Below are 11011 nucleotides of genomic sequence, written 5' to 3' on the forward strand. Positions count from 1 at the left end.
GATCTCGTCCACGTCGATGCCGAGCCCGGCGAGGGCCTCGGTGTCGGCCTGGGAGAGTCCGCCCCTGCGCCGCGCCCCGGCGAGGGCCGCCTCCAGGGCCGCGCGCCGGTCCATGGCCCCCAGGGCGGTCAGCGCGAAGGCGGCGCGGCCGCCGCCCTCGACGGGCAGCGCGAGCAGGGCGAGCAGCAGGTGACCGTCGTCGACCGCCGCCGATCCCGCCCGTTGGGCCTGCCCGACGGCGCCGGACACCACGGCGCGGGCGTCCCCGGTGAATCGCTCGAACATCACTGCCTCCCGTACTTCTTGTGCACGGCCTGCCTGCTCACTCCGAGTTCCGCGGCGATCTCCTGCCACGACCAGCCCTGCATGCGCGCACTGCGCACCTGCACGGCCTCCAGCTGCTCCACCAGCTTCCGCAGCGCGGTCACGGCCCGCAGCCCCACCCGGGGGTCACGGTCGCCCGCGCGCTCGGCGAGATCCGTTGCTTCGGTCATACATGTCAACCTACGTTGACATCACCCATCCGTCAACTGTGGTTGACGGATGGGTGGGGAAAGCGGATGGGTGGGGAAGGCGGTGCCCGCCGAGCGCCTCAGACCTCCAGTACGACCTTGCCGAAGAGGTCTCCGGAGGCCAGCTTCTCGAAGCCCTCGCGGGCCCGGTCCAGCGGCAGCACCTCGTCGATCACGGGCCGCACCCCCGTGGCCGCACAGAACGCGAGCAGGTCCTCCAGCTCGTCCTTGGTGCCCATCGTCGAGCCGACGACCTTCAGCTCAAGGAAGAAGATCCGGGTCAGCTCCGCGTGCGAGGGCCGGTCTCCGCTCGTCGCCCCGGAGATGACCAGCGTGCCGCCCGGCTTCAGCGACTTCACCGAGTGGGACCATGTCGCGGCGCCGACCGTCTCGATCACCGCGTCCACCCGCTCGGGCAGCCGCGCGCCCGACTCGACGGCCTCCACCGCCCCGAGTTCGAGGGCACGCTTCCGCTTGGCCTCGTCCCGGCTCGTGGCGAAGACCCGGAGGCCCGCGGCCCTGCCGAGCACGATGGCGGCCGTGGCGACGCCGCCGCCCGCGCCCTGCACCAGGACCGAGTCACCGGGCCGCACCCCGGCGTTGGTGAAGAGCATGCGGTAGGCGGTGAGCCACGCGGTCGGCAGGCAGGCGGCCTCCGCGAAGGACAGTTCCCTGGGCTTGGGCAGCACGTTCCAGGTGGGCACGGCGACGCGCTCGGCGAAGGTGCCCTGGTACTTCTCCGTCAGGATGGACCGGCTCTCGCGCGGACCGACGCCGTGGCCCGACTGGCCGATGACGGAGTGCAGGACGACCTCGTTGCCGTCCTCGTCGATCCCCGCGGCATCGCAGCCGAGGATCATCGGAAGCTTCTCCTCGCCGAGGCCGACCCCGCGCAGCGACCAGAGGTCGTGGTGGTTGAGGGAGGCGGCTCGGACGTTCACGGTCGACCAGCCGGGGCGGGCCTCGGGGGCCGGGCGCTCCCCCAACTCAAGGCCGGAGAGCGGCTGGTCACGGTCGATTCGGGCGGCATAGGCAGCGAACATGCCGCCGACCCTAGGCCGCCGCCGTACCGGGGCGGAACCTCGTACGACTGTGACACGCGCCGCGCCCCGCCCCGTACCGCCGCAGCTCCCGGCGGCCGACGCCGAGTCCGAGGACCCGGTGCGGGAGATCGGGCAGCGCGTCGTTGACGGCACCGGTCGAGGTCCCGGCGAGATACGGCTCGACGACGACCACATCGGCGCTCGCCGCACCCGCGTCCCCGCCCCCGMCCAGACTTCCGGCGGCACGGCGCAGCGCCCGCGCGTCGAAGGGCCGCACGGTCGTCGCGTACAGCACGGACACGTCGAGCCCTTCCGTCGCCGCGAGGACCTGGTCGAGCAGGGGCCCGACGGCGATCACGACCCCGCCCCGTCCTTCGCGCACGGTGAGGAACCGCTGCCCGTCGACGGGGAGCGCCCGAGCGTTCGCGTGCACGGACAGCCGTACGTAGACCTTGTCGTCGCCCGCCGCGACGGCATGCCGCAGCAGCGTCTCGGCCTCGTCGGGGTGGCCCGGCACGTGCACCGTCCAGCCGTCGAGGGTGTCGAGCAGGGCCACGTCACCGGGTGACATATGGGTGTAGCCACCGGCGGGCCAGTCGAAGGAGGCCGCGGCGCTGACCAGGACGCCGCCGACGTCCTGATGCCCGAAGTCGAGCTTGATCTGCTCGAAGGGCCGCTCGACCAGGAAGCTCGCGAAGGTGTGCATGACGGGCCGCAGCCCGGCGAGCGCGAGCCCGGCGCCCGCCCCCACGAGGAGCTGCTCCCTGATCCCGACGTTGATCACCCGGTCCGGGTGCTCGCGCATCGCCCCTTCGAAGCCGTCCTTGCCGATCTCGGCGAGGACGACGGCGACACGGGGGTCCTCGTCGAGGATGCGGGAGACGACGGGGGCGAAGCGGTCACGCATGGTGTCCATGACAGGGCGGTCCTTCCGGCGAACGAGTGGCGCATGAGGGGCGAACAAGTGCTGCGTGAGTGGCGAACGAGTGGTGAGGGCGCGAGACGGCTCGGGACGGCTCAGACCGGCTCGGGACGGCTCGCCTCAGACCGGCTCGGGACGGCTCGACTCAGACCGGCTCGGGACGGCTCGGCTCGGCTCAGACCGGCGGGCTCTTGGGTTCCACGCGGGCGACCACGGCGTGGGGCCGTCCCGGGTGCGGAGCGGTGAAGGCCGCGTACAGCGCCTCGTGGTCCCGCCCGTCGACGGTCACGGCGGACCAGCCCGCCGCCTCGAACCGGGCCGCGATCCCGCCGGGCCGCGCCCAGCTCGCCGAGGCGTTGTCGATCACGAGGGTGTGCAGCCGTTCCAGTCCGGCGGGCCCGGCGTAGGCGATGGCCTCGTGGTTGCTGCCCTCGTCCAGCTCGGCGTCCCCGACGAGCACCCAGACGCGGGGTTCGGTGAGCCCCCGCGCCTTCAGCCCGAGCGCGGTCCCCACGGCGAGCGGCAGTCCGTGCCCCAGTGACCCACTGCCGATCTCGGCCCCCGGCACGAGCACCCGGTCCGGGTGGTGCCCGAGCGGCGAGTCGTACGCCCCGAAGCCCTCCAGCCAGTCGACCGGCACGAAGCCCTTGGCGGCGAGGACGGCGTAGTACGCCATGGGCCCGTGCCCCTTGGAGAGCAGGAACCGGTCCCGCCCGGGATCGTCCACACTCCCCGGCGAGACGCGGAGCACCCGGTCGTACAGCACCCAGAGGGCGTCGAGGGTGGAGGTGGCGGCGGGCCCGTGCTTCTCGTCCCCGGTCATGCGCCGCATCAGCCGGGCCAGGTCGTCGTACCCGTACTCGTGTCCGCGTGCCGCGGCGGTGGTCGTCGTCATGCCGAGAAGCGTGGTACCTCAAGCGCGCTTGAGGTCAAGGGGCCCGGTAGGGGAGCATGGCTCCGGTCCCGGAACCGGCCCCCGGGAAAGGGGTGAGCGATCACGAGCCGGAGTGCGGTATTGTTTCCGTGCGCGTTCGGCCCGGGGGAAACCCCAGGTCACACGGGCATCGGGACGTGGCGCAGCTTGGTAGCGCACTTGACTGGGGGTCAAGGGGTCGCAGGTTCAAATCCTGTCGTCCCGACGGTGAAGTACAAGGTCAGGGCTCTGTTTCGACAGGGCCCTTGATCATTTTCAGGGTCGTCGGCTCGCAAATTCTCACGAACGCTGTTGATCAGGGTCAGTCGAGCAGTTGGGCCAGCTTCTCCGAACCCGGCTCGAACGACTGCGGGTCGGGGTGCACGTAGGTCCGCTCTGTGCACCCGAGGTCCGAGTGACCGGCCCACGCGGAGACCACCGTCTCCGGCACCCCGTTGTTCGCCATCCACGACAGGCAGGCGTGCCGTGCGTCGTACAGCCGCACCTCCGTACTCCCGTGGTGGCCATCAGCTTGTGCGCCTCGCGCCGGAGCTTGTCCGTTTTCCACGGCCGCCCCAGGTCGTCCACGAGGACGTGGCCGGGGTTCTCGTAAGCCTCCCCGGCGGCCAGCTTCCCCGCCGCCTGCGTGGCGTGGAATGCCTTCAGTGCCCGCAGAACCGGCTTCGGCAGGGGCAGCGTGCGCTTCCCGGCCTCGGTCTTCGCCCCCTTCTCCACCACCTTGTTCCGCTGGCCGCGCTCGGCTGTGCGGTCATAGACGATCGTCCGCGTGTCGGTGCCGACGGCGATGGTCCCGGCCATTAGGTCTACGTCCGGGCTCCAGCAGGCGTCGCACACCTTGCCGGACGCTCCGCGATCAGGGCGAGCAGCGTGGGGGCGGAAGACCGGTGCCCCTGGGTGGCCTCCAGGAACCGCTTCACCTCTTCCTCGTTCCACGGCTTGTGCTCAGTCGTGTTCTTGCGCGCCTTCTCCTTGGCCTGCTTCGACGCCCCCTTCCGTATCTAGTGTGGCCCCTCCCTGGCCCCCTGGTTGGCTCCTCCGCAAGATCACACACCCCGGTTACCTGAACGCGAGCGTCCCGGCGACCGCACGAACGGCCCCGGTACTTGGCCGATCTGAGAGAGCAGACCGACATGCCGCAACCTGCAACCCGGACCCGGCCCACCGGCCACCCCGAGTACTCCGAGACGCTGCCGAGAGAACCCGAGAGCGCCGCCACCGCACGGAAGCTGGTCCGCGTCGCCTGCGCCGTCTGGGGGCTGGACGACGTGGCCGAAGAAGGCGCTCTGGTCATGACGGAGCTGGTGGCGAACGCCGTGCGGCACGCCCGGAGGGACACCATCCGTGTGGACATCGACCGCACCGAGGCGGGGCGCGTGCGCGTCGGCGTCGTGGACTTCTCCAAGACGCGGCCCGTCCCCAGGGCGCCGGGGCCGGAGGACGAGGGCGGGCGTGGCCTGGCCCTCGTGGACGCGCTGGCCGAGATCTGGGGCACCGATCCGTTGCCGTGGGGCAAGCGGGTCTGGGCGGAGCTGGAGGGGAAGCGATGACGCGGGCAGTGATCCGGCACGAGACGTGGACCCTGGAGCCAGACCGGGAGCCGGACGCCGAGCCGACGACGTACGCGATGCAGTGCGCCGTGTGCGGGGAGTTCTCCGAGGCCGCCCTCGACTTCGCAGAGCCGCAGTCGTGGGTGGCGAAGCACTGCGGCAAGAACCCGTCCCACCACACCTTCCGCGGGGTCATCACGCGTCCGTGGCGAACGTGGCGGCACGTGTGACCTGACCGGCCGTAGATAGGCGAGAAGCCCCGCCCGAGATCGCACCGGGCGGGGCTTCGTCGTCTCACGTCCGTCTCACACAGATCTCACGAACTGCACGGACCGTCGTGGCTTGGGGCCCTGACCTGGACCTTTACGGTCTCTCTGGACCTCAAGGCCCCCTGGACGGCGTTTCGTTCACTGAGGGCCAAGGGGGGGCGCAGGTTCCGATCCTGTCGTCCCGACTGGATCGGGCGGTCTAACGTCCCAGGTGAAGGGCCGTTTTCGAACGGCCTTTTTTCTGTTTCTATGCGGCTCCCGGGGTGGCGAGCAGCGGGAGCGCGCCTCAGTTCTCCTCTTGGTCGTTGCTCCCGCTTGGGTCGATGCCCGTCGGCAGGTGACGCACCCCTGCGGGGCGGGTGGGCTCCCGGCCGGTGGACCGGTGGGGCACAGGTGCGTTCGCAACGCTTCTTGGGGCAGCGAAGCGTGTGCCCGAAGGAGGCGGGGCGACGCCTGTCATGTGTGCGATGCGCTGCCCTCCGACTGGGGCACTGTCATCTGCACGGAGCGCCCCGCGCCGTCGCGCGCGCAGGTTGCCGCCGAGGGGGAGTCGCCATTACGTGTGCAGCGCTCCGCTCTTCTCCGGATGGCCCTCCGGCTCCAGTTGCAGCGTCGAGTGGGCGACGTCGAAGTGGCCGCCCGTGCAGCGCTGGAGGCGGGTGAGGAGGGCGCCGTAGCCGTCGGACAGGGCCGCCTGCGTCACCACCACGTGGGCGGTGAGGACCGGCATCCCGGAGGTGACCGTCCAGCCGTGCAGGTCGTGCACGGACACCACCCCCGGTTCCGCGAGGAGGTGGCGCCGGACCTCCGCCAGGTCGACGTCCTGCGGGGTCGCCTCAAGGAGGACGTGCACGGAGTCCCGCAGGAGTCCGTAGGAGCGCGGCAGGATCAGCAGGCCGATGACGATCGAGGCGATGGGGTCGGCGGCCTGCCACCCCGTCAGGAGGATGACGAGACCGCCCACGATCACCGCCACCGAACCCAGCGCGTCGCCGAGCACCTCCAGATAGGCGCCGCGCAGGTTGAGGCTCTTCTCCTTGGCATCCCGCAGCAGCCACAGGCCCACGAGGTTGGCCAGGAGCCCGCCCACCGCCACCGCGAACATCAGACCGCCCTTGACCTCCACGGGGTCACTGAAGCGGCCGATCGCGGACCACAGGACCCAGCAGAAGACGGCGACGAGGAGCAGCGCGTTGAGGGCCGCCGAGAAGATCTCCACCCGGTAGAAGCCGAAGGTGCGCCGGGGCGTCGGCGCGCGCTGGGCCAGCGTGATGGCACCGAGGGCCAGGGCGACGCCGACCGCGTCCGTCAGGCTGTGCGCCGCGTCGGCGAGCAGCGCGAGGCTGCCGGAGAGCAGCGCGCCGACCACCTGGATGAGGGTGATCGCCGCGCTGATGCCGATGGTCCACAGCAGCCGTCCCCGGTACGCCCCGCTGAGAGTGCCGCCCGGACCCGCCGTCGCGGCGGACGGGCCGTGGTCGTGCCCCATGCCCGCGAGTGGAACACGGGTCCGCGGGGCCCGCCACTCGGCCGCGTGGGGCAGGAGCGCTCAGTGCACTCGCGGCGGCAGGGAGATGTCCCGCTGGTGGGGGATGCCGAGCGGCGGTGGCAGCTCGCCCTGCTGGACGGTGACCGTGCGGGCGGGGGCCGGGACCCTGATGCCCTCGGCGCGGTAGCGCTGGTGCAGGCGCTTGATGAACTCGTGCTTGATGCGGTACTGGTCGCTGAACTCGCCGACGCCCAGAATCACCGTGAAGCTGATCCGCGAGTCCCCGAAGGTGTGAAAGCGGATGGCCGCCTCGTGGTCCGGGACCGCGCCCGTGATGCCGGTCATCACCTCGTCCACCACCTCGATGGTGACCCGCTCGACCTGCTCCAGGTCGCTGTCGTAGCTCACCCCGACCTGCACCATGATCGACAGCTCCTGCTCGGGGCGGCTGAAGTTGGTCATGTTGGTGCTGGCCAGCTTGGCGTTGGGGATGATCACGAGGTTGTTGGAGAGCTGGCGCACCACGGTGTTGCGCCAGTTGATGTCGACGACGTACCCCTCCTCGCCGCTGCTGAGCTGGATGTAGTCGCCGGGCTGCACGGTCTTCGCGGCGAGGATGTGCACGCCCGCGAAGAGGTTGGCCAGGGTGTCCTGGAGCGCGAGGGCCACCGCGAGGCCGCCGACGCCGAGGGCGGTGAGCAGCGGTGCGATGGAGACGCCGAGGGTTTGCAGGACGACGAGGAAGCCCATCGCGAGCACCACGACGCGCGTGATGTTCACGAAGATGGTGGCCGAGCCCGCCACCCCGGAGCGTGACTGCGCGACGGCCCTGACCAGGCCCGTCACGATCCGCGCCGCCGTCAGCGTCGCCGCCAGGATGAGCAGCGCGGTCAGCGTCATGGTGACGTTGCGGCCGGTGCGCGCGGAGAGCGGCAGCGCGCCCGCCGCGGCGGCGAGGCCCGCGGTGATGGCGGCGCAGGGTACGAGGGTGCGCAGGGCGTCGACGATGACGTCGTCGCCGCTCCACCGGGTCCGGCTCGCCCGCTCGCCCAGCCAGCGGAGCAGCGTGCGCAGCAGCAGCCCCGCCGCGACCCCGGCGGCCACGGCGATCCCCGCCATGATCCAGTCATGCAGTGTCAGCGCACGCGTCATCGGCTCGCTCCCGTCGTACGGGTGGCGGAGTGCGCCCGGGGCGTCCGCGTCGTACGGATCGACGCCGCACACGCGCGGCCCGTGCCACACGCGCCGCCCATGCCACGCGCGCGGCCTATGTGATGTGTCGTCACCTTGTGTTACCTGCTCGGTTCCGGGGGTTCGATCGCGCCGGAGCGGAGGGCCCGGCGCGGTCGTCATCCTGCCGTATCCGTGGACGCCGGGTGTGCGTACCCCTGTCTGGATCTTCACGAACCGGCCACCGCGCGGACGCGGCGGAGGCGAGCCCTCCGTTCGGGTGAGAGGCCTCTCCCGGGTGATCCCCGCGCGGGGCCGCCCGGACGGCGCACGGTGCCGCGCGGACCGTCCGTGATCATGCGTTCATGGTGGTGAGGCGATGGTTCCGGGAAGGGGAGTGGGTGCGGATGGCGACAGCGGACGGGGCGGAGGCGCCCTCGGCTCCGGCGGGCGCGCCGGAGCGTCCGGCGGGCCCACCGGAGCACCCGGCCGTCCCGCCGGTGAACTCGCACAACGAGTGGGACCCCCTGGAGGAGGTCGTCGTCGGGCGCCTCGACGGTGCCACGATCCCCTCCCGCCACCCGGTCGTGGCCTGCAACCTTCCCCGCTGGGCGGGGCGTCTCCAGGGCCTCGCGGCGGGCCGCGCCTACCCGCGTGCCCTCATCGAGCCCGCGCAGCGCGAACTCGACGCTTTCATCGCGCTCCTCACCTCCCTCGGCATCACCGTCCGGCGGCCCGACGCGGTCGAGCACAAGCGGCGCTTCGCCACCCCGGACTGGTCCTCGCGCGGCTTCTGCAACGCGTGCCCGCGCGACGGGCTCCTCGTCGTCGGCGACGAGATCATCGAGACCCCGATGGCCTGGCCGAGCCGCTACTTCGAGGGTCACTCCTACCGCGCGCTGCTCAAGGAGTACTTCCGGCGCGGCGCCCGCTGGACGGCGGCGCCGAGACCGCAGCTCACCGAGGCGCTCTACGAGAAGGACTTCCGGCCCCCCAAGCGGGGCGAGCCCCTGCGCCACCTCCTCACCGAGCACGAACCGGTCTTCGACGCGGCGGACTTCGTGCGCGCGGGACGGGACCTCTTCGTCACGCGCAGCAACGTCACCAACCTCTCAGGCATCGAGTGGCTGCGCCGCCACCTCGGCCCCGGCTACCGCGTCCACGAGATCGAGAGCCGCTGCCGCGTGCCCATGCACATCGACACGACGTTCGTCCCGCTCGCCCCCGGCAAGGTCCTTGTCAACCCGGAGTACGTCGACGTCGGCCGACTGCCCGACGTGCTCAAGTCCTGGGACGTCCTGATCGCCCCCGAGCCCGATCCGATCAAGGATCGGCTGCTCAGGACGGTGTCGATGTGCGGCAAGTGGCTGAGCATGAACGTCCTCATGGTCGACGAGAAGCGCGTCATCGCCGAGCGCCACCACACCGGCATGCTGCGCGCCCTCGAAGCCTGGGGGTTCGAGCCGATCCCGTGCGACCTGCTGCACTACGCGCCGTTCGGCGGCTCCTTCCACTGCGCGACGCTCGACGTACGGCGGCGCGGAACGCTGGAGTCCTACTTCGACTGACATGTCGGCCGGCACTTCGGCGGACGCGTCCGCCGACCGCTTCCGCCCGGGGGGTTCCCGCGCCGCCCGAGATATGAAAGTGTCCTACCGAATTCCACGGGCCACCACGTGTTCGAGCCCGTCAAAGGGGCTGCCACGGCCCGGATTCGGGGTGAAGCAGCGATGCGTAACGCGGCACGCGGGCACGATCTGGTGGCGCTGCGGCGGCTCAACACCACCGTCGTCCTGCGCGCCCTGCACCGCCGCAGCCCCCAGACCCTCGCCGGACTCGCCGTGGGCACCGGCCTCTCCCGCCCCACCGTGGAAGCCGCCGTCGAGGAGCTGACCGAACGCGGCCTCGTCGCAGCGGCCACGGGGGACGCGGGGGAGCGGACACCGGGGCGGCCCGCGCGCCGCTTCCGCTTCCGCGCCGAGGCCGGATACGTCCTCGGCGCCGACATCGGGCTCCACAAGATGGTGCTGCTCCTCGCCGACCTCGGCGGCACCGTCGTCGCCGCCCACCACGCCGAGGTCGATCCGGACCTCGGCGGCGGCCCCAGGCTCGACCTGCTGCGCCGCGCCGTCGAGACCTTCCTGGACGAACACGCCCCGCGCCGCGCCGCCGTCCTCGCCCGGTGTGTCGGGGTGCCCGGCATGGTCGGCGGGGACGGCGTGGTGACCACCGTGGTGGTGCCCGAGTGGTCCGGCGCCGACATCGGACGGCTGCTCTCCGAGGACGGCCCCGAGCGCACCCTCGTCGAGAACGACGTGAACCTCGCGCTCCTCGCCGAGCGCTGGCAGGGCGCCGCCACCCTGGCCGGAGACGTCGTCTGTGTCCTCACCGGACACCGCGTCTCCTGCGCCCTGACCATCGGCGGACGTCTGCACCGCGGTCGGCGCGGCGGCGCCGGGGAGCTCGGCATGCTGCCGCTGCTCGGCCTGAGCACCGCCCAGCGGGCCCTGGCCTGGAACGGCGCGCGGCACACCGGGGAGTCCGAGGTGGCCGCGCTCGCCCGCGCGGCGGACGCCGGGGACGCGCGCGCCCTGGCCGCCGTCGCGGACTTCGCCGACCGGCTCACCCCCGGCATCGCCGCGCTCGCCCTCGCCGTCGACCCGGAGCTGATCGTGCTGACCGGCGGCGCCACCCCCGTGGGCACGCACCTGCTCCCGCTGCTTCAGGAGCGGCTGCGCCCCGTGACCCTGCACGTCCCCCGCATCGCGCTGAGCTCGCTCGGCGAGCGGGGCGTGGCCATCGGCGCCGTACGCATGGCGCTCGACCGGGTGGAGGAGGACCTGCTCGCGGACAAGGCGCCGTAGCGGACCGCCCGCGCACAGGCGGGCGGGGCCGTGGGGCGTCCGGCGACACATCGGGAGGCGAAGGCGCGTATGCGCAGAAGGACTCTGCTGGGCGGGGCGCTCGCCGCCCCCTTGCTCGCCGCCTGCTCCGGCGACGGGCGGGACACCACCTGCGCCCAGAGCCGGAACGCCGGTTCGAGCGCGCCCTCCTGCGGGACGCGGTTGAAGGTGGTGAGGTGCCCGTCGTGACCGCCGACGCGTGCCACCTACGCCCCCGAGCGC

Annotated in this window: 11 protein-coding genes, 1 tRNA gene and 1 pseudogene; 5 read left to right on the top strand and 8 right to left on the bottom strand. The window is 72.2% G+C overall.

Going from position 1 to position 11011, the window contains the following annotated elements; all coding sequences use genetic code 11:
- The 5 genes and pseudogenes from AB8Z36_RS20810 to AB8Z36_RS20830 all read right to left on the bottom strand — a co-directional run.
- Nucleotides 1-285, bottom strand: a pseudogene (locus AB8Z36_RS20810) (Clp protease N-terminal domain-containing protein); the annotation flags it as partial.
- Nucleotides 285-494: a helix-turn-helix domain-containing protein gene (locus tag AB8Z36_RS20815; protein WP_369214859.1), complete on the bottom strand. Its 210-nt coding sequence runs from the start codon at nt 492-494 to the stop codon at nt 285-287. The pseudogene AB8Z36_RS20810 and the gene AB8Z36_RS20815, both read right to left, overlap by 1 nt.
- 98 nt (nt 495-592) lie before the next feature.
- Nucleotides 593-1555 carry a zinc-binding dehydrogenase gene (locus AB8Z36_RS20820; protein ID WP_369214860.1) on the bottom strand — a complete coding sequence of 321 codons (963 nt, stop codon included), beginning with the start codon at nt 1553-1555 and terminating at the stop codon, nt 593-595.
- Between the two features lie 10 nt (nt 1556-1565).
- Nucleotides 1566-2471, bottom strand: a complete 906-nt coding sequence (locus AB8Z36_RS20825) for a transketolase (protein WP_369214861.1) — start codon at nt 2469-2471, stop codon at nt 1566-1568.
- A gap of 181 nt (nt 2472-2652) precedes the next feature.
- Nucleotides 2653-3372, bottom strand: coding sequence for a transketolase (locus AB8Z36_RS20830; RefSeq protein WP_369214862.1), 720 nt, complete (start codon nt 3370-3372; stop codon nt 2653-2655).
- 170 nt (nt 3373-3542) lie between these two features.
- Between AB8Z36_RS20830 and AB8Z36_RS20835 the strand changes: the two genes are divergently transcribed.
- Nucleotides 3543-3616: transfer RNA gene (locus AB8Z36_RS20835), tRNA-Pro, on the top strand.
- A gap of 96 nt (nt 3617-3712) precedes the next feature.
- Here the strand turns inward: AB8Z36_RS20835 and AB8Z36_RS20840 are convergent.
- Nucleotides 3713-3895 carry a tyrosine-type recombinase/integrase gene (locus tag AB8Z36_RS20840; RefSeq protein WP_369214863.1) on the bottom strand — a complete coding sequence of 61 codons (183 nt, stop codon included), beginning with the start codon at nt 3893-3895 and terminating at the stop codon, nt 3713-3715.
- Between the two features lie 646 nt (nt 3896-4541).
- On the opposite strand from AB8Z36_RS20840, the gene AB8Z36_RS20845 reads away from it, so the two are divergent.
- Entirely contained in the window at nt 4542-4958 is a 417-nt protein-coding gene (locus AB8Z36_RS20845; RefSeq protein WP_369214864.1) for an ATP-binding protein, read from the top strand.
- Nucleotides 4955-5188, top strand: a complete 234-nt coding sequence (locus AB8Z36_RS20850) for a DUF7848 domain-containing protein (RefSeq protein ID WP_369214865.1) — start codon at nt 4955-4957, stop codon at nt 5186-5188. Before AB8Z36_RS20845 ends, AB8Z36_RS20850 begins: the two co-directional genes overlap by 4 nt.
- A gap of 595 nt (nt 5189-5783) precedes the next feature.
- On the opposite strand, the gene AB8Z36_RS20855 is transcribed toward AB8Z36_RS20850, so the two are convergent.
- Both AB8Z36_RS20855 and AB8Z36_RS20860 read right to left on the bottom strand, forming a co-directional pair.
- Nucleotides 5784-6716, bottom strand: coding sequence for a cation diffusion facilitator family transporter (locus AB8Z36_RS20855; RefSeq protein WP_369214866.1), 933 nt, complete (start codon nt 6714-6716; stop codon nt 5784-5786).
- A 60-nt stretch (nt 6717-6776) separates the two neighbouring features.
- The gene (locus AB8Z36_RS20860) at nt 6777-7868 is read right to left on the bottom strand and encodes a mechanosensitive ion channel family protein (RefSeq protein WP_369214867.1); all 1092 of its coding nucleotides are present in this window, start codon (nt 7866-7868) and stop codon (nt 6777-6779) included.
- 425 nt (nt 7869-8293) lie between these two features.
- Here AB8Z36_RS20860 and AB8Z36_RS20865 point away from each other — a divergent pair, with 425 nt between their 5' ends.
- Entirely contained in the window at nt 8294-9454 is a 1161-nt protein-coding gene (locus tag AB8Z36_RS20865; protein WP_369214868.1) for an amidinotransferase, read from the top strand.
- Between the two features lie 162 nt (nt 9455-9616).
- Entirely contained in the window at nt 9617-10750 is a 1134-nt protein-coding gene (locus tag AB8Z36_RS20870) for an ROK family transcriptional regulator (RefSeq protein ID WP_369214869.1), read from the top strand.
- Nucleotides 10751-11011: the final 261 nt, after the last annotated feature.

It is taken from the genome of Streptomyces flavofungini (genome assembly GCF_041028215.1).
GTDB lineage: Bacteria > Actinomycetota > Actinomycetes > Streptomycetales > Streptomycetaceae > Streptomyces > Streptomyces flavofungini_B.

Coding starts and splice junctions, on each gene's coding strand:
- AB8Z36_RS20850 (WP_369214865.1), top strand. CDS start 4,955: ATGACGCGGGCAGTGATCCGGCACGAGACGTGGACCCTGGAGCCAGAC.
- AB8Z36_RS20820 (WP_369214860.1), bottom strand. CDS start 1,555: ATGTTCGCTGCCTATGCCGCCCGAATCGACCGTGACCAGCCGCTCTCC.
- AB8Z36_RS20815 (WP_369214859.1), bottom strand. CDS start 494: ATGACCGAAGCAACGGATCTCGCCGAGCGCGCGGGCGACCGTGACCCC.
- AB8Z36_RS20860 (WP_369214867.1), bottom strand. CDS start 7,868: ATGACGCGTGCGCTGACACTGCATGACTGGATCATGGCGGGGATCGCC.
- AB8Z36_RS20855 (WP_369214866.1), bottom strand. CDS start 6,716: ATGGGGCACGACCACGGCCCGTCCGCCGCGACGGCGGGTCCGGGCGGC.
- AB8Z36_RS20865 (WP_369214868.1), top strand. CDS start 8,294: ATGGCGACAGCGGACGGGGCGGAGGCGCCCTCGGCTCCGGCGGGCGCG.
- AB8Z36_RS20870 (WP_369214869.1), top strand. CDS start 9,617: ATGCGTAACGCGGCACGCGGGCACGATCTGGTGGCGCTGCGGCGGCTC.
- AB8Z36_RS20830 (WP_369214862.1), bottom strand. CDS start 3,372: ATGACGACGACCACCGCCGCGGCACGCGGACACGAGTACGGGTACGAC.
- AB8Z36_RS20845 (WP_369214864.1), top strand. CDS start 4,542: ATGCCGCAACCTGCAACCCGGACCCGGCCCACCGGCCACCCCGAGTAC.